Raw genomic sequence first — 21574 nt, forward strand, 5'->3', positions numbered from 1 at the left:
ATAAAAGTGCTTTACTTCGTTTGTGAACATGCAATATCATGCGTCAATTGATTTCAATTAATGCATTTTTATGCATCAACCCAAGGAGACAAACCCATGAGCCATCCCAGTCGAGTTGAATACCAGACTAATCCTTCGCAGTACAAACACTGGAAACTCAGTTTTGAGGGTTCTGTGGCCACCCTGAAGGCTGATTTTGATGAGAACGCGGGTCTGCGCCCCGGCTACAAGCTCAAGCTCAACAGCTACGACCTGGGTGTGGACATTGAGTTGAACGATGCCGTCAGCCGTATCCGCTTTGAACACCCTGAAGTGCGCACGGTGGTGGTCACGAGCGCCAAGGAAAAAGTGTTTTGCTCCGGCGCCAACATCTTCATGCTGGGCGTTTCCAGTCACGCCTGGAAAGTGAACTTCTGCAAATTCACCAACGAAACCCGCAACGGCCTGGAAGACTCTTCCAAACACAGCGGCCTGAAATTTCTGGCGGCTGTGAACGGCGCCTGCGCCGGTGGTGGCTACGAACTGGCGCTGGCCTGCGATGAAATCATTCTGGTGGACGACCGCGCCAGCGCCGTGAGCCTGCCTGAAGTCCCGTTGCTGGGTGTGTTGCCCGGCACTGGTGGCCTGACTCGTGTGACCGACAAGCGCCATGTGCGCCATGACCTGGCCGATATCTTCTGCACCAGCGTGGAAGGTGTGCGCGGACAAAAAGCCGTGGACTGGCGATTGGTGGACGCCGTGGCCAAAACCTCCGTGTTTGCCCAGACGGTGCAAGCCCGCGCCCTGGAGTTGGCCGCCCAAAGCGACCGCCCGGCCGACGGCAAGGGCGTGGCACTGACGCCGCTGAACCGCACGCTCGAAGCCGACGCCCTGCGCTACAGCCATGTCACAGTCGAAATTGACCGCACCAAACGTGTCGCCACCTTCACCGTGAAAGCCCCCGCCGGCGCTCAGCCCAACGACATTGCCGGCATTGAAGCCCAGGGTGCCAACTGGTATCCGCTGGCCATGGCGCGTGAACTCGAAGACGCGATTTTGTCCATGCGCACCAATGAACTCGACATTGGCACCTGGCTGATCAAGACCGAAGGTGATGCCGCTGCCGTGCTGGCCATGGACGCCGCGCTGCTGGCCCATCAGAGTCACTGGCTGGTGCGCGAAACCATCGGCCTGCTGCGCCGCACACTGAGCCGCCTGGACGTGTCCTCACGCAGCCTGTTTGCCTTGATTGAACCGGGCTCCTGCTTTGCTGGCACCTTCCTCGAACTCGCCCTGGCCTGCGACCGCAGTTACCACCTGGCGCTGCCTGACGATGAAGTCCGCGCCCCCAAGATCACCGTGGCCGAGACCAACTTTGGCCTCTACCCCATGGCCACCGACCAGAGCCGCCTGGGTCGCCGCTTTTATGACGAACAGCCCGCGCTGGACGCCGTGCGCGCCAAGGCGGGCCAGCCGCTGGACGCCGACGCCGCCTTTGCCGTGGGCCTGGTGACTGCCAACCCGGACGACATCGACTGGGCGGACGAAGTGCGCATCGCCATTGAAGAGCGCGTTTCAATGTCGCCCGACGCCCTGACTGGTCTGGAAGCCAACCTGCGTTTCAACAGCCAGGAGAACATGGCCACCCGCATCTTCGGACGCCTGACTGCCTGGCAAAACTGGATTTTCCAGCGGCCCAACGCCGTGGGAGAAAAGGGCGCACTCAAGGTGTATGGCAAGGGCGAAAAAGCAGCCTTTGACTGGAACCGCGTCTAACTTTATTCATGTTGTGCGACGCGAAACCGGGTGGCGCGTCGCAACCTTAACTTTTTTCCACCAACTCAGTTAAGTCCTGGAGAACATCATGTCCGGCATCAATTACAGCGAAAAAATCCCCAATAACGTCAACCTGAGCGAAGACCGCACCTTGCAGCGCGCCCTCGAACAATGGCAGCCCAACTTCATCAACTGGTGGGACGATGTGGGCCCGGTCGGCTCCACCGACATGGACGTGTACCTGCGCACCGCCGTCAGCGTGGACCCGCAAGGCTGGGCCCAGTTTGGCCACGTGAAGATGCGCGACTACCGCTGGGGTATTTTCCTCAACCCCGGCGAGACCGACCGCACCATCCACTTTGGCGACCACAAGGGCGAAAAAGCCTGGCAGGACGTGCCCGGCGAACACCGCGCCAACCTGCGCCGCATCATCGTGACGCAGGGTGACACCGAGCCCGCATCGGTGGAGCAGCAGCGCCACCTGGGCCTGACCGCGCCCAGCATGTACGACCTGCGCAACCTGTTCCAGATCAACGTCGAAGAAGGCCGCCACCTGTGGGCCATGGTGTACCTGTTGCACAAACACTTTGGCCGCGATGGCCGCGAAGAAGCCGAGGGCCTGTTGGAGCGCCGCAGCGGTGATGCCAACAACCCGCGCATCCTGGGCGCCTTCAACGAAGCCACGCCGGACTGGCTGAGCTTCTTCATGTTCACCTACTTCACCGACCGTGACGGCAAGTACCAGTTGTGCGCGCTGGCCGAAAGCGCGTTCGACCCGCTGGCCCGCACCACCAAGTTCATGCTGACCGAAGAAGCGCACCACATGTTTGTGGGCGAATCCGGTATCTCGCGCGTCATCACCCGCACGGCGCAGGCCATGAACGACCTCAAAACCGACGACGTGGGCAAGCTGCGCGCCGCCGGCGTGATCGACCTGCCGACCATCCAGCGCTACATCAACTTCCATTTCAGCGTCACCATTGACCTGTTTGGTGCCGACGAGTCCAGCAACGCCGCCACCTTCTACAGCTCAGGCCTGAAAGGCCGCTATGAAGAAGGCAAACGTGACGATGACCATGTGCTCAAAGGCAAGACCTACAAGGTGCTGGAAGCCAAGAACGGCGAACTGCTTGAAAAAGAAGTGCCGATGCTCAACGCCCTGAACGAAGTGCTGCGCGACGACTACATCAAGGACTCGGTTGGCGGTGTGGAGCGCTGGAACAAGGTGCTGGCCAAAGCCGGCATCACAACCCGCCTGAGCGTGCCGCACAAGGCCTTCCACCGCAACATTGGTGCCCTGTCGGGCGTTAAGGTGTCGCCGGACGGCCGCGTGGTGTCGGAAAGTGAATGGAACCTGATGGTCAATCAGTGGCTACCTTCGCGTGAAGACCGCGCCTATGTCGCCAGCCTGATGGGCCGCGTCGTGGAGCCGGGCAAGTTTGCCAACTGGATCGCGCCCCCGGTGATGGGCATCAACCGCCAGGGTGTGGACTTCGAATACGTCCGCTTCAACTGATCTCCCGCACGGCGACAAAAAAGTCAGGGGGCCCGCGTGGCCCCCTGAGTCAGTAAAAACAAAGAAGACACCTGGAGACCGCCATGGACATGACCGAAGCCACCACGATCAAGCAGCATTTGATTGACCCTGAAATCTGCATCCGTTGCAACACCTGCGAAGCCATTTGTCCGGTTGCGGCCATCACGCACGATGACCGAAACTATGTGGTGAATGCCGACAAGTGCAACTTGTGTATGGCCTGCATTTCACCGTGTCCCACCGGCTCCATTGACAACTGGCGCCTGATGCCGCGCCTCAAGGCCTACACCCCCGCCGAGCAACTCACCTGGGAAGAACTGCCTGCTGAGTGGACGGTCGAGCAACTGGAGGCCGAAGGCGTGAACCCGGCAACCGACGCAGCAGCCACACCCGCTGCGCCCCTGCAGTCCGCCAGCCCCGAGGAAGGCAGCTTCAACAGCGCCCAATACGGCGCCACGCTGCCCCCGTGGTCGGCCGCCCACGCCTATATCAATCTCTACGGCCCCAAGGCCACTGAGAAATCAATCACCGCTACCGTGGTGGGCAATGTGCGCGTGACCGAAGCCGGGCACACCCAGGGCGACGACTACGACACCCATCATGTGGTGCTGGACTTTGGCGCCATGCCCTTTCCGGTGCTGGAAGGCCAGTCCATCGGCATCATCCCGCCCGGCACCGACGCGGGTGGACGCGCCCACCATGCGCGCCAATACTCTGTTGCCAGCCCGCGCAACGGCGAGCGCCCCGGCTACAACAACGTGTCGCTCACCATCAAGCGCGTGCTGGAAAACCACCGCGGCGAACCGGTGCGCGGCGTTGGCAGCAACTACATGTGTGACCTGCAGGTGGGCGACAAGGTCCAGGTCATCGGGCCGTTTGGCACCAGCTTCCTGGCCCCCAACCACCCGCGTTCCAATATTGTGATGATTTGCACCGGCACCGGCAGCGCCCCCATGCGCGCCATGACCGAATGGCGTCGCCGCCTGCGTGCTTCGGGCAAATTCGAGGGCGGCAAACTCATGCTGTTTTTTGGCGCCCGCACCAAGGAAGAACTGCCTTACTTTGGCCCATTGCAAAGCCTGCCCAAAGACTTTATTGACATCAACTTTGCCTTCTCGCGCACCCCTGGTCAGCCCAAACGCTACGTGCAAGACCTGATGCGCGAACGCGCCGCCGACCTGAGCGCACTGCTGAGCGACCCCAACACCTGCTTCTATGTCTGCGGCCTGAAAAGCATGGAAGAAGGCGTGGTGCTGGCACTGCGCGATGTGGCGCAGCAAGCCGGCCTGAACTGGGAGACGGTGGGCACGGCGCTCAAAAAAGAAGGCCGCCTCCATCTGGAAACTTACTGAATTTGAAACGAGTCACCCATGCCTGTATTTGACACACTTTGCATCACCCGCCGCGCGCCGGGCGTGGCGCAGGTCACCATGTCCCGCCCGGCGGTGTTCAATGCCTTTGACGAAACCATGATTGGTGAGTTGGCCACCGCTTTCACCGAGCTGGCCGCAGACACCAGCGTGCGCGTGATTGTGCTGGCGGGCGAGGGCAAACACTTCAGTGCCGGCGCTGACCTGCAATGGATGCAGCGCGCCAGCACCGCCTCGCTGGAATGGAACCTGGACGACGCACGCCGCTTTGCCGGCATGCTCGCCCTGATCGAAGCCAGCCCCAAACCTACCGTGGCCCGCATCCAGGGTGCGGCACTGGGTGGCGGCGTGGGCCTGGCCTGCGCGTGTGACATGGCGATTGCCGCCGACAACGCCAGCTTCTCGGTGAGCGAAGCCAAGTTTGGCATCCTGCCTGCTGTGATCGGCCCTTACGTGACCAACGCCGTGGGCAAGCGCCAGGCCAAGTACCTGGCGCTCACCACCACCCGCATCGGCGCCGCCGAAGCGCTCGGCATGGGTCTGGTGCAAAAGGTCGTGGCGCTGGACGCGCTGGATGCCGCGGTGGATGCCACCGTGACCGCGCTGCTGGCAGGCAGCCCCAATGCGCAAGTGGAGATCAAACAATTGTTTTCGCAGCTTGAAGTCGGTCCCATCACGCCCGACGTGCGGGAACTCACCGCACAAACCATCAGCCGCGTGCGCGGCACCGATGAAGCGCGCGAAGGTTTTGCCGCCTTCCTGGCCAAACGACCCGCCCACTGGATTCCCCAATGCCCCCCAACCTTTTGACCGGCGCCCCCGTGCTGGTGGTGGGCGCCGGCATCATGGGCATCGGCATCGCGCAGGTGGCCGCACAAGCCGGCCACACCGTGATGCTGTTTGACACCCGTGAAGGCGCCGCCGCCGAGGCCAAAAACAAACTCACCCAAACGCTGGCCACCTTGGCCGCCAAAGGCAAACTCAGCGCGGAAGCGGCCGCCCAAACCGGGGCCCGCATTCAGCCCATCGCCTCGCTGGATGCCGCGGCTAGCGCCCGATTGGTGGTGGAAGCCATCGTTGAAAAACTGGACGTCAAACGCGGCCTGTTCCAACAACTTGAAGCCGTGGTGGCGGCCGACTGTGTGCTCGCCAGCAACACCTCGTCCATCTCGGTCACCGCCATAGCCAACGGCCTGCAACACCCCGGTCGGCTGGTGGGCATGCATTTTTTCAACCCAGTGCCCCTGATGAAGTTGGTGGAGGTGGTGTCGGGTCTGCAGACCGATCCGGCGGTGGCCGCGGCCATCTTCGATTTGTCCCAGGCGTGGGGCAAGGTGCCGGTGCATGCGCGCTCCACACCGGGCTTTATCGTGAACCGCATCGCCCGCCCTTATTACGCCGAAACGCTGGCCCTGCTGCTGGAGCAGGCCGCCGCGCCGGCTGTGCTTGATGCCTGCCTGCGCGCGGCGGGTTTTCGCATGGGGCCGTGTGAATTGATGGACCTGATTGGTCACGACACCAACTTCTCGGTCACCCAGTCGGTGTTTGAAGCCAACTTTTTTGACAAGCGTTTTGTGCCCTCGCTGGTGCAGCGCGAGCTGGTGGATGGCGGGCTGCTGGGCCGCAAATCAGGCCGCGGCTTTTACGACTACGCCGGGGGCGCCGCCCAACCGGTGGCTGACGCCTTTGAAGCCGCGCCACACCCGGCACAAGCGTTGCTGGTACACGGCCAGGGCGCACTGGCAGATCGTTTTGTCGCAGTACTGGAACAAACCGGCCACACCGTTGAGCGCCACGATACCAGCGACTGGCTCGGGCTGGAAGTCGAAGGCGCCCAGTTGCGCCTGACCGACGGCCGGACCGCCTCGCAACTGGGCGCCGACGTGGCGGTCTTTGACCTGCCCCTGCCTGCGGCCCAAAGCAAGGCTTTGGCCTGGGCCCCTTCGCTGCGTGCCTCGGACCGCTGGACGGCCCTGGCCCCCCAATGGCTCGCCGTGTTGGGCTACCAGCCGCAACGCCTTGCGGATACCCCCGGTCTGTTGGTGGCCCGCACCCTGGCCATGCTGATCAACGAAGCGGCGGATGCTGTGCAACAAGGCGTCTGCACCCCTGAGGGCGCCGATGCGGCGATGAAGCTGGGTGTCAACTACCCGGCAGGGCCATTCGAGTGGCTGGCGGACTGGCGCACGGCCGCCGTCATCCATTTACTGGATGCGCTGGACGCCCACTACCGGGGCGAGCGCTATCGTGTCAGCCCCTGGTTGCACCAGCGTGCCTGGCAGAGCCGCACACCCGGCGTCCGTCTCTCATGAAATTTTCTGAGTTCCACACAGGCCAACTCATTCAGGCTGGCCCCTGCGAGGTGAGCGAAGCCGAGGTGCTGCAGTTTGCCACCGCCTACGACCCGCAATGGTTTCACACCGATGTGGCTGCCGCCGCCCAAGGCCCGTTTGGCGGCCTGATTGCCAGCGGTTGGCACACCTGCGGCATTGCCATGCGGCTGGTGGCGGATGCGGCGTTGCATGGCTCGGAGTCCTACGCCTCGCCCGGCCTGGCCTATGTGAAATGGCCACACCCGGTGCGCCCGGGCGACCGCCTCTCGCTCACCGCCACGGTGCTGGATGTGCGGCGCTCACGCAGCCAGCCCCACCTGGGTATATTGCGCTGGCGCTGGCAACTTTTCAATGCCCACCGCACCGAGGTACTGGACCTCGAAGCCACCAGCCTGTTTGACCTTTCCACCAAGGAAACCCCATGACCGACGCTTTCATTTGTGACGCTATCCGCACCCCCTTTGGCCGCTATGGCGGCGCGCTCTCTAGCGTGCGCGCCGATGACTTGGGTGCCATTCCGCTCAAGGCGCTGATGGCGCGCAACCCGCAGGTCGATTGGGCCGCCGTCACCGACGTGTTGTTCGGCTGCGCCAACCAGGCAGGGGAAGACAACCGCAATGTCGCGCGCATGAGCAGTCTGCTGGCTGGCCTGCCGCCCGAAGTGCCCGGTGCCACCATCAACCGGTTGTGCGGTTCCAGCCTGGATGCGGTGGGCACGGCCGCACGCGCCATCAAGAGTGGCGAAGCGCAGTTGATGATTGCGGGCGGGGTGGAGAGCATGAGCCGCGCCCCCTTTGTCATGCCCAAAGCCGAGAGTGCCTTCAGCCGCGCCAATTCCGTCTATGACACCACCATCGGCTGGCGTTTCGTCAACCAGCTCATGAAGGCGCAGTACGGTGTGGATTCCATGCCAGAGACGGCCGAGAACGTGGCCACCGACTTTGGCATTGAGCGCGAGGCGCAAGACCAGATGGCCTTGCGCTCGCAGCTCAACGCCGTGCGCGCCCAGCAAAGCGGTTTTTTTGACACTGAAATCACGCCCGTGACGATGGCGCAGAAAAAAGGCGACCCCATCATCGTGACGCAGGACGAACATCCCCGCGCCACCTCGCTGGAGATTCTGGCCAGGCTCAAGGGCGTGGTGCGCCCCGATGGCACCGTGACCGCCGGTAACGCCTCGGGCGTGAACGACGGCGCCTGCGCCCTGCTGCTCGCCAGCGAGGCGGCGGCTGCGCGCCATGGCCTGACGCCACGGGCCCGCGTGGTGGGCATGGCCGCGGCCGGCGTGGCGCCTCGCATCATGGGCTTTGGTCCGGCCCCCGCCACCCGCAAGGTACTGGCACTCACGGGGTTGAGTCTGGCGCAGATGGATGTGATTGAACTCAATGAAGCCTTCGCAGCGCAGGGTTTGGCCGTGTTGCGCGACCTCGGCCTGGCGGATGACGATGCCCGCGTCAACCCGAACGGCGGCGCCATCGCGCTGGGACATCCGTTGGGTGCCAGTGGCGCCCGGCTGATCACGACAGCCGTGAACCAGTTGCACCGCATGGGCGGTCGTTATGCCCTGTGCACCATGTGCATCGGGGTGGGGCAGGGCATCGCCGTCATTGTTGAACGGGTTTAGCGCCCGCAAGTTCACTCGATCACGAGGTTGGCAAGGTCGCTCCGAAAGTACGCGGCCTGCTGATAGCGTGTTTCTGACGCAGCGCCGGCCTACTTGTCAGGGCCGTGTCAAAGCTGAATGTGTTTCATCGGTCTCTCTCACTGTGCGCTGGCGCACGGATGTAACAAGGTGTCGTCGCTAATATTTGGCGCAAAGCAGAGCATCGTGGCTCGCAGGCATCAACCTATTCAGGAGAGTATGACCATGACCCCTTCCAACACGGCGGCGGCGCGTCCGCCTGAGGCAACTGTTCCAAAAAGCCCCGCGAATACCCTCGGCTTGGGCTTGCTGGTGGCGCTGGTGGTGGGCTCCATCATTGGCAGCGGCATTTTTGGTTTGCCACAAAACATGGCGGCAGGGGCGGGTGCTGGCGCCATCTTGATGGGGTGGACGATCACCGGGGTCGGCATGCTCATGCTGGCGCGGGTCTACCAGATGCTGTCGCTTCGCAAACCCGATCTCGACAACGGCGTCTATGCCTATGCCCGCGCGCTGTCCGGCGAGTATGTGGGCTTTAACGCCGCGTGGGGGTATTGGATCAGCGCCTGGATCGGCAACGTGGGTTACCTTGTGGCGGCGTTCGGCGCGCTGGGGTACTTTTATCCCGCGTTTGGCGAGGGCAACACCACGTCGGCCATCATCGGTGCCTCGGTGGTGTTGTGGATCATTCACGCGCTGGTGCTGCGGGGCATCCAGGGTGCTGCGGTGCTCAATGCAGTGGTCACCCTCGCCAAGGTGGCGCCCCTGTTGCTTTTTATTGTGTTGGTGGCCATGGCGTTTCAGGTCAGCACTTTCAACCTTGACTTTTGGGGGGATGCCAAGCTGGGCTCGGTGCTGGACCAGGTCAAGAGCACGATGCTGGTGACCGTGTGGGTCTTCATCGGTATCGAGGGCGCCAGCGTCTATTCGGCGCGGGCTCGCAAGCGCGAGGACGTGGGCCGTGCCACCGTCATCGGTTTTCTGATCTGCCTGCTGCTGTTGATGGCCGTGTCGTTGTTGTCGCTCGGCATCTTTTCGCAGCCTGAGCTGGCCGCGCTGAAAAATCCTTCCATGGCCAGTGTTCTGGAAAAAGCCGTGGGGACCTGGGGTGCCGTGCTGATCTATCTGGGCCTGATCGTGTCGGTGGGTGGCGGTTTTCTGGCGTGGACGCTGCTCGCGGCCGAGTCGCTCTTCACACCCGCGGGTGGCGGTGTGATGCCGACATGGCTGGCCCGGCAAAACAGCAAAGGCGTGCCCGCCAATGCGTTGTGGCTGACCAATGGGATGGTGCAAGCCTTTCTGCTCCTGACGCTGGTTTCAAAGGCGTCGTATCTGGCGCTGATTTCCCTCTCCACAGCGATGATTCTCTTGCCTTACCTCTTCAGCGCCGTTTATGGTCTGGCACTTTCCTGGCGCAGTGAGGGGGCAACTGATGCGGCCCGCCCAAGCGATACCCCGGTGGCCGCACTGGCCACGGTTTATTGCCTGTGGCTGATATACGCCGCCGGGCTGAAGTACCTGCTGCTGAGCGCCCTGCTTTACGCACCAGGCGCCATTCTTTACGTTGTGGCAAAGAAGCAGCGCGCCGAGCGGCCGTTCACGGGGCGCGAGAGGGTGATTCTGACGCTGTTGGTGATGCTGGCGCTGGTGGCCGCCTACATGCTCAGTACCGGTCGCCTCAGTCTCTGAACGACCGTCAACAAAGAAGCATGAACATGTCCAAAGGTCTTTATTCAGAAGTCGGGCGCCTGCGCAAGGTGCTGGTCTGTCGGCCGGGTTTGGCCCAGAAGCGCTTGACCCCGGCCAACTGCCATGAGTTGCTGTTTGACGATGTGCTCTGGGTCTCACAAGCCCGCAACGACCACGACGCCTTCACGACCGCCATGACCGAGCGCGGTGTTGAGGTGCTGGAGATGCACGACCTGCTGGCCCAGACCCTGGGCGACCCGCTGGCCAGGAGTTGGATACTTGACCGCAAACTCGGCCCTGATTTCATTGACCCGGAAGCCGCAGAGTCCCTGCGGCCCTGGCTTGAAGCCTTGCCACCCGCCCGATTCGCCGAGCTTCTGATTGGCGGCCTGGCCCGCGCCGAGGTGCCGTTTCAACCCGAGGGTTTGCTGGCACGTTTCAGCAGCCCGGCTGACTTGTTGTTGCCGCCCCTGCCCAACACCCTGTTCACCCGCGACAGCAGTTGCTGGATTGGCGACGGGGTAGTGCTGTGCCCGATGTACTGGCCCGCCCGCCGACAGGAAACACTGCTCACGACCGCCGTTTACCGCTTTCATCCCACGTTTGGTGGCACGGTCAAGGAATGGTGGGGCGACCCGGACCGTGACCATGGTCTGGCGTCACTCGAAGGCGGCGATGTCATGCCCATTGGCCAGGGCGTGGTGCTGGTTGGCATGGGGGAGCGCACCTCGCCACAGGCGGTGAGCCAGTTGGCCCGCAGCCTGTTTGCCCGTGGGGCGGCGACCCGGGTGCTGGCGGCACAGATTCCCAAGTCACGCGGGGCCATGCACCTGGACACCGTGTTTACCTTTTGCGATGTGGACCTGGTGACCGTCTTTCCCGAGATGGTGGATGCCATTCGGGTCCACAGCCTGCGACCCGGCAAGCGCGAAGGCATGCTGGACGTGCGCACCGAGACCCAACCCTTTCTGGCGGTGGTGGCCGAGGCACTGGGCTTGCCCCAACTGCGCACAGTGGCCACAGGCGGTGACGCCTACGAGGCCGAGCGTGAGCAATGGGACGACGGCAATAACCTGCTGGCGTTGGCCCCCGGCGTGGTGATGGCCTACAACCGCAACACCTACACCAACACCTTGCTGCGCAAAGCGGGTGTGGAGGTGATCACGATTCCCAGCGGTGAACTCGGCCGGGGCCGCGGCGGCAGTCACTGCATGTCGTGCCCCATTGAACGTGACGCGATTTAATAAAAACAGGAACACCCATGAGTTTCAATTTACGCAACCGCAGTCTGCTGGACCTCAAAGATTTCGCGCCCCGGGACATCCGCTACCTGCTTGACCTGGCCGCCGAGCTCAAACGCTCCAAATACGCCGGCAACGAGCACCCCCGGCTCAAGGGCAAGAACATTGCGCTGATTTTCGAGAAGGCCTCCACCCGTACCCGCTGTGCTTTTGAAGTAGCCGTGCACGACCAGGGCGGACACGTGACCTTTATCGATTCCGCCAGCTCCCAGATGGGGCATAAGGAATCGCTCAAGGACACCGCCCGCGTGCTCGGCCGGTTGTACGACGGCATTGAGTACCGAGGCTTTCACCAAAGTGTGGTTGAGGAACTGGCTCGCTTCTCACATGTACCGGTCTGGAATGGCCTGACTGATGAAGCGCACCCCACCCAGATTCTGGCGGACTTGCTGACCATGCAGGAGTTCGGTGAAAAGCCGCTGCATGAGTTGTCGTTCTGTTATCTGGGTGACGCGCGGTTCAACATGGGCTGCTCTCTGCTGATTGGCGGCACACAGATGGGCATGGACGTACGCGTTGCCGCACCCATGGCACTGCAGCCGCCTGCCGACCTGGTAGCGCAAATGCGCGAACTGGCCCTCACCACGGGCGCACGCATCACCATCGAACCTGACCCGCTCAAAGCAGTGGCCGGGGCTGACTTCCTCTACACCGATGTCTGGGTGTCCATGGGCGAGGCAGAGGAAGTGTGGAAGCAGCGCATTGATCAATTGCTGCCTTACCAGGTGACCACGGCCCTGATGCAGGCCACTGGCAAACCACGGACACGTTTCATGCATTGCCTGCCCGCGTTTCATAACCTTGACACCGAGGTGGGCCGTCAAATTCACGCGCGTTATGGCCTGAGCGAGGTGGAGGTGACTGATGAGGTGTTTGAGTCCGAGGCCTCGATCGTCTTTACGCAGGCCGAAAACCGCATGCACACCATCAAGGCGGTGCTGGTGGCCACACTCTCATGAAGCTGGTCGTTGCCATTGGGGGAAATGCCTTGCTGCGTCGCGGCCAGAGCTTGAGCGCAGAGAATCAGATAGAGAATATCCGGCGCGCGGCGGTACAACTGGCGCGGGTGGCTGTTGGCCATGACCTGGTGCTCACCCATGGCAACGGGCCGCAGGTGGGTTTGCTGGCCCTTCAGTCGGCCGCTTACACCGCCGTGGAGACTTACCCGCTGGACGTGTTGGACGCGGAGTCCGAAGGCATGATTGGTTATCTGCTGGAGCAGGAGTTGGCCAACCTGTTGCCTGATACGCGGTCCGTGGCCACCTTGCTAACCCGCGTCGAAGTGGACTCCCGTGACCCGGCGTTTGAGCATCCCACCAAGCCCATTGGTCCGGTCTATACCGCCGAGGAGGCCAAGCGGGTCGCCTCGGTCAAGCCCTGGATCATGGCGCCCGACGGCACCGGCCTGCGCCGCGTGGTGGCGTCGCCGCGGCCTTTGCGCGTCGTCGGGCTCGACCCGATTCGCTGGCTGCTGGCGCACGGCGCCCTGGTCATTGCTGCTGGAGGCGGTGGCATTCCGGTCGCGCGCGAACCCGGGGGCAAAGGTCTGCACGGTGTGGAGGCTGTCATCGACAAAGACTTGTGCAGTGGTCTGCTGGCGCGGGAACTGGAGGCGGATTGCCTGGTGATCGTGACCGATGTGGCTTGCGTTTACCTCCATTGGGGGCAATCGAATCAGCGCGCGGTAGGCAAAGTCACGCCCCAGGCATTGGCGGGTCATGCCTTCGCCGCCGGGTCGATGGGTCCGAAGGTGGAAGCTGCCTGCCAATTTGTTTTGGCCACGGGCAAGCGGGCTGTGATTGGTTCTCTCGAGCAGATTGAGGCGATGCTGGCTGGCCACGCCGGCACGCAGATCTGCCTGGACGGTGCTGACACAGTGTGATGCACTTATCCGATGGCACTTGATTGCTTATTTCATGTTGAGTGCACCCAACAGGTCGTCCTGGTTGGTCCGGCTGTTCGAGGTCGAGACGTTAGTCGGTGGCAGCCACAGTTCAATCACACCCATCCTGGCCGGAAGTGAGGCGGGCAGGTTGCGCAGCCAGACGCGATCAGTTTCCTCGGGCATCACCCACGGCAGGCCGACGTAGGGCGCAATGGCGTTGGCGCAGTCGCGGTTGGTGGGGTCGTGCAGCACCAGCGTGGGTTTTGGCCAGGGAACCGGGCGCCTTTGCTGGCGCAAGTCGGCACTGCGGACCACGTTCTCGATCGGGGCCGCAACCAGGGGCGAGTCCACGTCGGCCTGCAGTGCCTGGCGCAAGGCGGTCGCGGGCCAGCGTGAGTCTTCGTCGTAGATGTGGATAAACAGGGTCGTGCGCCCCTGGGGGCGCAAACAGGGCTGCAATGAAGGCACGACCGCGAGCGTGTTGATCGGCGGGATGGGCAGGGGCGCACGGCCTGCGACCACCACGGCCGAAGGCACCTGCATGGACGAGGTGCCGAACACCGGAAACCGTCCGGCCAGCGCCTGCAGGACCTTGTGGCTGTCGCGGCGCTGATCGGCGGGCGAGTCACCGGGGTGCCAGTAGTTGAGTACGGTGTTGATGGCCGGGGGCTTCAGTACCAGGGCACACAGGCTGCCTTGAATGCGCTGGTGGGCCGCCAGGCATTCGGGGCTGGCCTCGACATCCCGGGTGCATTCGTCAGAGATGCGGGCGGCCAGGCGCTCCAGGCCCGCTTGTTCGAGCGGTCGCATGGTCGGGCTGCCGCGCAGATCCAGCAGCAAGGCTGCTTGCGTCACCACATGCTCGGCAATGACGGGGCAGGCGCCTTTGAACGACTGCAGTCCCTTGGAGACTTCAGTAAACAGCTGCCTGGCTTCGGTCTGCTCGTCGGTCCGGTTGCGTTGCAATTGTTCCTGCAATTGCCACAATGACAGCAGCAAGGTGCCAGAGGCCCCCACCCCGAGCGTGGTGCCAATGGCGGTGGCCCGTGCGCTGCGTCGCCACAGCGGTTCGGCACGGGCGGTGGCGGCCAGGTCCTTGCCGGAGCCCAGCCGCGCCGCCACACGGATGGCATGGCGTGCCGGGCTGCGCCAACCGGGCACCTGGGCAAGCCAGCTGTCGTGCATGGCGCGGCCAAAGTCTTCGCCCAGGCGGTGGTAGCTCTCCCACTGGGCTTCGTCAAACGATTGGTCACCGGTGGATTCGTGGGGAAAGCAGCTGTGCTTTTGTGCGTAGGCCAATACATCCACGTCCAGCGCGTCGTGCAGGTTGGGTTTGATGACCAGCAGCGTGCCCTCGGGCCGGCAAGGCTTGCCAGCGCTCCCGTTGGCACCTGCCGGGCCGGGTCGCTCGCGGTAACGAATGCGTGCCAGCATGACACCGCGGCACGAGTGGTTGTCGGCCATGTCTTCGGGGGACAACACCGTGAATTCGGTGCTGCCCAGGGTGAACAGGTCGGCCGCCTCTTCCCGGGTATAAAAATCAATCTCGGCGCCAAAGTCAATGCGGGCCTTGCGCACCAGGTTTTCGATGTCGCCAAAGGTGTAGTCCGCATCACAACTCGCGTCCGACAAAATAATGAAACCGAGCTCGCGCTTGAGCAGCGCATAGACACCACTGTTCTCGAAATGTCCACCGTCCGACAGGTACCACCAGGGCCGCTCCACGCCAAAAAAGGTGGCTGAGGCCTCGCTGGCGAGCATCAGGGGTTTGGGCAGGGTGCGCCAGGACAAGGCGCTCAGCCATCGCAGTTCCACCCGCTCGCTGGGGGCCCGCATCCAGTGGCCCAGTCGCACGCCCAGCAGGTACACCAGCAAGGCCAGGCCACGGGTGGTGTAGGCCCCGGCGCCAGGTGATGCAGCGGCCCCCGAGACCGCAATCCAGCGTCCGAGTGTGCCCACGTCATACGCTGGTTTGAAGGCAATGAATTCTTTGGGGCCAACCTCGAAACCGCGCCAGCTGGCGGTCACTGCCGTGCCCTTGCGGTCGGCGTTGTAGAGGCCGCTCTTGTCGTCGCGTGTCTGGTTCAGGCAGGTGTTGACGAGGTGGATCGGGCCCCCTTCGAGTTCGGGCCGGTAGCTGCGCAGGCGGGTGTCATCGCCTTCCACCACCTGCGTGACGTCGGCACGGGGGCCTGCCGCATCATCTGCGAAATTGCGTTGGCGGTTGCCCACGGCCAGGTAGGCGCGCGTCAGGCGGGCGCGGTAGAAGCTGTGCAGTGATGAGGTGTTGGCCATTTGCGAGTTGCCCGCGGTGAGCACCATCCACGCCAGCCAGACCACGGCCAGCAGGCTGGCCCGCATCCAGGCCGGAACGCTGCGAAGTGCGCTGAAAGTCTCCGGGGCAAAGATGAACCACTGGATGACGACCAGCCAGGCCGTGACCAGGGCCAGCAAGCCCACCATGCTGCCCAGGTTGAGCAGACGCGGCAGCCATTCGCTGGCATGGCTGTTGGACTCGGCGGCTATTTTTTGCAGGGGCTGCATCAGGGTGCGCAACACGACGACGACCACGCCCCCCACGCCGACGCCGCCCCAAAGCCATTGGTTGCCACTCTGTATTTCTTCAAGCACCCACCAGCTGATCCAGTCCAGCGCGCCCAGGCCAGCCAGCCCCAGCGAGACGTGAAAAACCCAGCGCAAGGCCCGGGTCAACCAGTTGCGCAGGCGCGCCACCTTCAGCGCGTGGGGTGTCTGGTTGAACACGATCCAGCCTATCACCGCCAGTTGTCCCGCCACCAGGGAGGTCAGCGCCAGCGCCCCGGCGCCTGCCCAGTTGAGGCTGTGCTGAACCGGGTCCAGCGCACCATTGGGCTGCAGGGCCCGCAACAACAGGTAAGCGCCCAGGGCCGCCGCGAGCAGGAAAAGCACATCACGCCAACTGGGCGAGACCGTGGTGGCCGTGGCATCACGCGCATCGCGGGCGGCCCAGTACCCGGCGATCAACCCGGGTGCGGTGGCAGACCAGAACGCCACGGACACGGCCCACCACGGGCTGCGCCAACGCTCCCAGCCCTTGGGGTCCAGCACCTGCAGACTATGCTGCCACAGGTGGGGCACCACCACCAGCAAGCCCAGCAGCATGCAGGCGAACATGAACTCGGTATGAATGGCCAGCCAGGCACGCAGGTAAGTCACCACGGCGATGCCCATGTCACGCGAGCCGGCAGGGGTTAGGTAACGGCCGTTGCGGCGCAGCCATTCCAGCACCGGTGAGCCTGCGCGGGCCATCAGGGCCTGGGCGCATGGCAGCCCATAGGTGGCCACCAGCCGACCGTACATGCCCCCGATGTAGCCCCCGCCTGAGACGGTAGACAGGTAGTCCAGGCGGCCGAGCAGGCCGTCGGTGACCAAGGTTTTCTTGGCAGGGTCGTCAGCGCTGGCATCGTGCTTCTGGCTTTGCGCCATGCCACGCATCAAGCCCAGGGCAAATGTGGCACTGCGCACGCCGCCGCCTGACAGGGCGAGGCCAACGCGGGGCAGGTTCAGCTCGGTGAGGTTGGTGCTGGCGACGCCCAACACCTGTTGGCGCCGGGCTGCAATGGCTGCGGCCTCGGCCGCACACAAGGCCGCCAATTCATCGGGCAGCTCGGGCTCAGCGGGCTCTGGCGGGTGCTGCCCGGCGGCCCCGGTGGGGGCGGGATCGGTGTTCATGGAGAAACCTCCTGCAAGCCAAAAAACACTTTAGCGCATTCCGTGTGTTTTGGCATCCCCCCAACGCAAGCCCATGAACAGGCCCGATCCGTAAACTCGGGGACTTCGAACAAGGTTTAACCTCTTGTCCAAGTGACCATGGCGAAGCATAATTTGCTACTGAATTAATAGCTGCTTGCGAAGGTTCCACCTGGGCTACAGCCTGATTTAATAGAAATATGACGATGAAACCTGTACCTGCCAAGATATCTGCCCCTGCCCTGCGTGGCGGGTTGCTTGCGTTGCTGGCGGCTGCCTTGTTCGGGCTCAGCACACCGCTGGTTCAGCACTTCGGACAAGGGCTCGGGGCCTTCACCACAGCGGCGTTGCTTTATGCCGGTGCCGCCCTCGTTGCCCTGGCCATGCGTTTGCCCGCAGGACGTGAGGCTGGCCTGCGTGGCTCGGACCTGCCGCGTCTGCTGGCCATGGCAGGTTGTGGGGCGGTGGTGGGTCCGGTGGCCCTGGCCTGGGGACTGCAACGCACCAGCGGCTCCAGTGCCTCGCTCATGCTCACGCTGGAAGCCCTGTTTACCGTGGTGCTGGCCTGGCGGCTGTACGGCGAGACCATCGACAAACGTGTGGGTGCCGCCATGCTGCTCCTGTTGGCCGGTGGGTTGGCACTGGTCCTGGAGCAGGGCCTGGCGGGCCATGCCCAGCTCCTTGGGTTGCTGGCCGTGCTGGCCGCCACGGCAGCCTGGGGCGTCGACAACACGCTGTCAAGGGGCGTGGCCGAGCGTGATCCGGGACAGGTGGTGCTGGTCAAGGCCACCCTGGGTGCCTGTGCCACGGGGGCTCTGGCATGGGCGGCAGATGAGTCAGGGCCGACGCTGCGTGCAGCGCTTGCCTTGCTGCTCATCGGCGCCACGGGCTATGGCCTGAGCCTGCGTTTTTACCTGTTGGCACAACGTGAATTTGGCGCCGGGCGCACGGGGTCCGTCTTTGCTTTTGCCCCCTTCATTGGTGCGCTGGGCGCCTTTGCGTTCGGCAGCCGCTCCGTGAGCGGGATGATGGTGGCCGGTGGGGTGCTGATGTTGCTGGGCGTGGTGCTGCACCTCTCGGAGTCCCACGGTCATGCCCATGCGCATGAGGCGCTGGAGCATGAGCATGCCCACACCCACGATGACGGCCACCACCTGCATGCCCATGCTGACCTGCCTGCAGGTTCTCACAGCCATTGGCACCAACACGCGCCGACCCACCATGTGCATCCCCACGTGCCGGACGCACACCACTTGCATTCCCACTGAACCAAGAGGTCCCGCCGACAGGGGCGGGGCCTGCACCCGCTCCCGTGTCAGGTGTGGTCTTTGACCGTTTTGGAGGTGCCGTCTGCCATGGCGCCGGTCGCGCGGCGGTTGAAGACCAGCAGCAGATTGTTCGCAGACATCTGAACCCGCTGGCTCAGGCACAGGCCTGCCAGCGCGGCCTGCTGCGTCACGGCATCCAGCGGGCGAATGCCCCAGGCCGGGTTGCGCTGGCGCAGGCTTTCGTCAAAGGCGAGGTTGCCGGGGGATGTCGGCACGTCGCGCTCCAGGTAGGGGCCGTAGGCGATGAGCACGCCTTGGGGGGCCAGGTGTCTGGAAGCCCCCTGCATCAGGGCCGCACAGGTGGCCCAAGGCGCAATGTGCAGCATGTTGGCGCAGTAGATGGCGTCAAAAGGCCGGGTGAAGGCCGGGCCGCGGGTGGGCCACTGGGGCGCCAGCACGTCCAGCACCACGGGCTCGTTGACCTGGGGCACACCGGCCTGGGCGCACCAGGCACGGATCGAGTCAAAAGAGTCATCCTGCGCATCGGACGGTTGCCACACCCAGCCGGGCAGGTGGGCTGCGAACAGGGCCACATGCTGGCCGGTGCCACTGGCAATCTCCAGGGCGGTGCCCTGTGCGGGCAGCACTTGCTGGAGCACTTGCAGGATAGGGTGGCCGTTGCGCTCGGCGGCGGGGCTGTGGTGGGCCATGTCAGGTGCGTTGGTACAGGGCGATGGTCTTGCGGTCCATCCGGTCTTTCAGCCACGCCACCCAGCGCCCTTGTGCGGCGTAGGGCCCCCAGCCCGCCAGGGCGGATGGGGCGCCGCACGACACGAACGTCAGGGTGTTCCTGGGCGACCGAAGCGGTGTGGGCGCCATGCCCGCCACCACGGCGGCCAGGTGGGCCGCCAGCGCGGGGCCGCTGGACGGGTGCGTGTCATCGCTTGCCAGCACCTCGGGGTGGCTGGTGGCGCGCTGGCAGGCATCGACCGTGACGACGCCCCGCTTATCCAGCGCCAGGCCGCTGCCAGCCAGCCAGGCCGGGGCTTGACCCTCAACAGCGATCACGGGCACGTCGCAACTCAGCAGGCCGCCGCATCCCAGCGCGACCTGGCCCGCCTGGAGGCCCACCGCCTTGTCGGCCAGCACGATGATGTGGCGGCGCTTGAGCGCCGCCGCCACCCGTTGTTGCAGTGCGGCCGTGAGGGTGGCGCCCACCACGTCGCCGCCGGTGATCAGCGTCACCGAGGCGTCGGGCATGCGGTGCCGGATGGCCATGGCCAGTTCGATGCCGGTGCTGCCCTCGCCGATGACGGCCACCCGCAACGCCCGGCTGCTTGCCAGTGCAACCACCTGCGGCCACAAGGCGCCAAAAGCCTCTGTGGGACGCACGAACAGGCCGTGTTCACGGGCGCCGGGCATGACGGACTCGATCTTTGGCCGGTCCTGCACCGGGCTGGTATTGACCGACAGCCAGTCGTAGGGCAGCGTGCTGCCATCGTCCATCGTGAGGGTGCGGGTGGCGGCGTGGAGCCCGGTCACCTGGCGCATCAACCAGCGGATGCCGGTGTTTTTGAGCAGCGGCTCCAGGGGGATCGTGCATTCGTCCAGCGTGTATTGACCGGCCACAAAGCCGGCCAACATGCCCATATATAAGGGGCGCGAGGCCGGTGCCACCAGGGTAATTTGCACGCCTGCCATGGGCTTGGCTGCCAGGGTGGACAACACGTGCACGTGGGCTGGGCCAGTGCCAAGGAACACCAGGTTTTTCATGAAAAAGCCCGCCAGCCCCACCAAATGCGGGTGGCCACCGTGATGCCGCACAGTGCGGCAAACCCGTAGGCCAGCTCAATGAAATACGCCGGCCAGAAGCACATGGCAACAAAGAAGGCCAGCGTTTCTGTGGCCTCGGTCAGGCCGCCCAGAAAGTAAAACGACTTGTCGGGGTAGGCCAGGCTGTGCATGCCGCGCTGGGCGGCAATGACCGCGAAGGCCAGAAAACTCGAACCCGTGCCGATGAAGGCTGCCAGCAGCACCGCCGCGGGCAGGGCGTTGCGGGCGGGGTCTGCCAGTGCAAAGGCCAGCGGGATGCTGGCGTAAAACAAAAAGTCCAGCGCAATGTCCAGAAAGCCCCCACGGTCCGTGGCCTGGGTCAGCCGCGCCACGGCACCGTCCAGCGCGTCGCACAGTCTTGAGGTCATTATGGCCACAGCGCCCTCTGTATATGCGCCTGTAGCTATTAAAAACGCAGCAAGCAGGCCGATCAGAAAGCCGGCGACGGTGATCTGGTTGGCGCTGGCGCCCGCCCGCCACAAGACCTTGGCCAGGCGGGTGATGACGGGTTTGATGAGGGCGGTGGCGGCGCGGTCAAGCATGGGTAGACGGTAAGGCGGCAGGTTCAGGAGGCGTTGAGTTGCGTGAGGTGGGCCGGGTCGGCCACATCGCTGAGGTCGTGCGTCACCATCAGGACGGGAATCTGGCGTTTTCTGACCAAATCAAACACAAAACGGCGCGTGCGCTCGCGCAGGGCGGCATCCAGTTTGGAGAAGGGCTCGTCCAGCAACAAGGCGCGGGGCTGTGCCAGCAGCGCACGCATCAGCGCCACGCGCGCGCGTTGGCCGCCCGAGAGCGTGGCCGGGTCGGCGTCCGCAAAGGCCAGCAGCTCCAGGTCCTGCAAGCCTTGCGTGACGGCACTGGCGCGCGCGGTCTTTGGTCCGGGCGGCACAGCAAACAACAGGTTTTCACGCACGGTCATGTGGGCAAACAGCAAGTCGTCCTGAAACAGAATGCCCACCTGTCGGCGTTCGGTGGGCAGGTGGTCGATGCGGGCGCCGTCAAGCGAGATGTCGCCCTCAAACGTGAGTCCCTCAGGCAGGGTACCGCACACCGCAGCCAGCAGGCTGGATTTGCCTGAACCACTGACGCCCATCACGGTGTGGATGACGCCGCCGGGGACCTGCAGGCGCAGCCCGCGCAGCAGCGTGGCGCCGGGCGTGCACAGATGGTTTAGCGTGATGTCAAGGCTCATGCGGCTATTGTCGGGTCTTGTCACACGGCAGCGTGAT

At 64.0% G+C, this 21574-nt stretch carries 17 protein-coding genes; 12 read left to right on the top strand and 5 right to left on the bottom strand.

Features of this window, described 5'->3' with window-relative positions; translation table 11 throughout:
* Nucleotides 1-96: 96 nt before the first annotated feature.
* From boxC to arcC, 11 genes are all read left to right on the top strand, one after another.
* Nucleotides 97-1755, top strand: coding sequence for a 2,3-epoxybenzoyl-CoA dihydrolase (boxC, locus tag AC097N_RS04880; protein ID WP_479579624.1), 1659 nt, complete (start codon nt 97-99; stop codon nt 1753-1755).
* An 88-nt stretch (nt 1756-1843) separates the two neighbouring features.
* The gene (boxB, locus tag AC097N_RS04885; RefSeq protein WP_479579625.1) at nt 1844-3271 is read left to right on the top strand and encodes a benzoyl-CoA 2,3-epoxidase subunit BoxB; all 1428 of its coding nucleotides are present in this window, start codon (nt 1844-1846) and stop codon (nt 3269-3271) included.
* Nucleotides 3272-3354: 83 nt separating this feature from the next.
* Nucleotides 3355-4644, top strand: coding sequence for a benzoyl-CoA 2,3-epoxidase subunit BoxA (gene boxA / locus AC097N_RS04890; protein WP_479579626.1), 1290 nt, complete (start codon nt 3355-3357; stop codon nt 4642-4644).
* Nucleotides 4645-4662: 18 nt separating this feature from the next.
* Nucleotides 4663-5472 (top strand): enoyl-CoA hydratase-related protein, encoded by an 810-nt coding sequence (locus AC097N_RS04895; RefSeq protein WP_479579627.1) that lies wholly within the window; start codon nt 4663-4665, stop codon nt 5470-5472.
* Nucleotides 5454-6974, top strand: coding sequence for a 3-hydroxyacyl-CoA dehydrogenase (locus AC097N_RS04900; protein ID WP_479579628.1), 1521 nt, complete (start codon nt 5454-5456; stop codon nt 6972-6974). Before AC097N_RS04895 ends, AC097N_RS04900 begins: the two co-directional genes overlap by 19 nt.
* Nucleotides 6971-7420, top strand: coding sequence for a MaoC family dehydratase (locus AC097N_RS04905; RefSeq protein ID WP_479579629.1), 450 nt, complete (start codon nt 6971-6973; stop codon nt 7418-7420). The genes AC097N_RS04900 and AC097N_RS04905 overlap by 4 nt, the downstream gene beginning before the upstream one ends.
* A complete protein-coding gene (pcaF, locus tag AC097N_RS04910) occupies nt 7417-8619 on the top strand; it encodes a 3-oxoadipyl-CoA thiolase (RefSeq protein ID WP_479579630.1) in 1203 nt (400 codons plus the stop codon). The genes AC097N_RS04905 and pcaF overlap by 4 nt, the downstream gene beginning before the upstream one ends.
* Before the next feature lie 237 nt (nt 8620-8856).
* Nucleotides 8857-10326: an arginine-ornithine antiporter gene (arcD, locus tag AC097N_RS04915; RefSeq protein WP_479579631.1), complete on the top strand. Its 1470-nt coding sequence runs from the start codon at nt 8857-8859 to the stop codon at nt 10324-10326.
* A gap of 26 nt (nt 10327-10352) precedes the next feature.
* The gene (gene arcA / locus AC097N_RS04920) at nt 10353-11570 is read left to right on the top strand and encodes an arginine deiminase (RefSeq protein ID WP_479579632.1); all 1218 of its coding nucleotides are present in this window, start codon (nt 10353-10355) and stop codon (nt 11568-11570) included.
* Nucleotides 11571-11587: 17 nt separating this feature from the next.
* Nucleotides 11588-12586: an ornithine carbamoyltransferase gene (gene argF / locus AC097N_RS04925; RefSeq protein ID WP_479579633.1), complete on the top strand. Its 999-nt coding sequence runs from the start codon at nt 11588-11590 to the stop codon at nt 12584-12586.
* Nucleotides 12583-13509 (top strand): carbamate kinase, encoded by a 927-nt coding sequence (gene arcC / locus AC097N_RS04930; RefSeq protein WP_479579634.1) that lies wholly within the window; start codon nt 12583-12585, stop codon nt 13507-13509. The genes argF and arcC overlap by 4 nt, the downstream gene beginning before the upstream one ends.
* A gap of 27 nt (nt 13510-13536) precedes the next feature.
* Here arcC and AC097N_RS04935 read toward each other — a convergent pair whose 3' ends face one another.
* A complete protein-coding gene (locus AC097N_RS04935) occupies nt 13537-17223 on the bottom strand; it encodes a hypothetical protein (RefSeq protein ID WP_479579635.1) in 3687 nt (1228 codons plus the stop codon).
* Nucleotides 17224-17447: 224 nt separating this feature from the next.
* On the opposite strand from AC097N_RS04935, the gene AC097N_RS04940 reads away from it, so the two are divergent.
* Nucleotides 17448-18509, top strand: coding sequence for a DMT family transporter (locus AC097N_RS04940; RefSeq protein ID WP_479579636.1), 1062 nt, complete (start codon nt 17448-17450; stop codon nt 18507-18509).
* A gap of 47 nt (nt 18510-18556) precedes the next feature.
* On the opposite strand, the gene AC097N_RS04945 is transcribed toward AC097N_RS04940, so the two are convergent.
* From AC097N_RS04945 to AC097N_RS04960, 4 genes are read right to left on the bottom strand one after another with little or no spacing between them, the layout of a single operon-like run.
* Nucleotides 18557-19219 (bottom strand): DUF938 domain-containing protein, encoded by a 663-nt coding sequence (locus AC097N_RS04945; protein ID WP_479579637.1) that lies wholly within the window; start codon nt 19217-19219, stop codon nt 18557-18559.
* A gap of 1 nt (nt 19220) precedes the next feature.
* Complete coding sequence (locus AC097N_RS04950) at nt 19221-20282, bottom strand: FAD-dependent oxidoreductase (RefSeq protein ID WP_479579638.1); 1062 nt, start codon at nt 20280-20282, stop codon at nt 19221-19223.
* Nucleotides 20279-20884, bottom strand: coding sequence for a CDP-alcohol phosphatidyltransferase family protein (locus AC097N_RS04955; RefSeq protein WP_479579639.1), 606 nt, complete (start codon nt 20882-20884; stop codon nt 20279-20281). Before AC097N_RS04955 ends, AC097N_RS04950 begins: the two co-directional genes overlap by 4 nt.
* Before the next feature lie 23 nt (nt 20885-20907).
* Nucleotides 20908-21537 carry an ATP-binding cassette domain-containing protein gene (locus AC097N_RS04960; RefSeq protein ID WP_479579640.1) on the bottom strand — a complete coding sequence of 210 codons (630 nt, stop codon included), beginning with the start codon at nt 21535-21537 and terminating at the stop codon, nt 20908-20910.
* Nucleotides 21538-21574 lie beyond the last annotated feature (37 nt).

The sequence above is a fragment of the Rhodoferax sp. LS1R11 genome (assembly GCF_056521395.1).

Coding starts and splice junctions, on each gene's coding strand:
- AC097N_RS04935 (WP_479579635.1), bottom strand. CDS start 17,223: ATGAACACCGATCCCGCCCCCACCGGGGCCGCCGGGCAGCACCCGCCA.
- AC097N_RS04940 (WP_479579636.1), top strand. CDS start 17,448: ATGAAACCTGTACCTGCCAAGATATCTGCCCCTGCCCTGCGTGGCGGG.
- AC097N_RS04960 (WP_479579640.1), bottom strand. CDS start 21,537: ATGAGCCTTGACATCACGCTAAACCATCTGTGCACGCCCGGCGCCACG.
- boxA (WP_479579626.1), top strand. CDS start 3,355: ATGGACATGACCGAAGCCACCACGATCAAGCAGCATTTGATTGACCCT.
- boxC (WP_479579624.1), top strand. CDS start 97: ATGAGCCATCCCAGTCGAGTTGAATACCAGACTAATCCTTCGCAGTAC.
- arcC (WP_479579634.1), top strand. CDS start 12,583: ATGAAGCTGGTCGTTGCCATTGGGGGAAATGCCTTGCTGCGTCGCGGC.
- AC097N_RS04905 (WP_479579629.1), top strand. CDS start 6,971: ATGAAATTTTCTGAGTTCCACACAGGCCAACTCATTCAGGCTGGCCCC.
- pcaF (WP_479579630.1), top strand. CDS start 7,417: ATGACCGACGCTTTCATTTGTGACGCTATCCGCACCCCCTTTGGCCGC.
- AC097N_RS04950 (WP_479579638.1), bottom strand. CDS start 20,282: ATGAAAAACCTGGTGTTCCTTGGCACTGGCCCAGCCCACGTGCACGTG.
- AC097N_RS04955 (WP_479579639.1), bottom strand. CDS start 20,884: ATGCTTGACCGCGCCGCCACCGCCCTCATCAAACCCGTCATCACCCGC.
- AC097N_RS04895 (WP_479579627.1), top strand. CDS start 4,663: ATGCCTGTATTTGACACACTTTGCATCACCCGCCGCGCGCCGGGCGTG.
- AC097N_RS04945 (WP_479579637.1), bottom strand. CDS start 19,219: ATGGCCCACCACAGCCCCGCCGCCGAGCGCAACGGCCACCCTATCCTG.
- arcA (WP_479579632.1), top strand. CDS start 10,353: ATGTCCAAAGGTCTTTATTCAGAAGTCGGGCGCCTGCGCAAGGTGCTG.
- boxB (WP_479579625.1), top strand. CDS start 1,844: ATGTCCGGCATCAATTACAGCGAAAAAATCCCCAATAACGTCAACCTG.
- arcD (WP_479579631.1), top strand. CDS start 8,857: ATGACCATGACCCCTTCCAACACGGCGGCGGCGCGTCCGCCTGAGGCA.
- AC097N_RS04900 (WP_479579628.1), top strand. CDS start 5,454: ATGCCCCCCAACCTTTTGACCGGCGCCCCCGTGCTGGTGGTGGGCGCC.
- argF (WP_479579633.1), top strand. CDS start 11,588: ATGAGTTTCAATTTACGCAACCGCAGTCTGCTGGACCTCAAAGATTTC.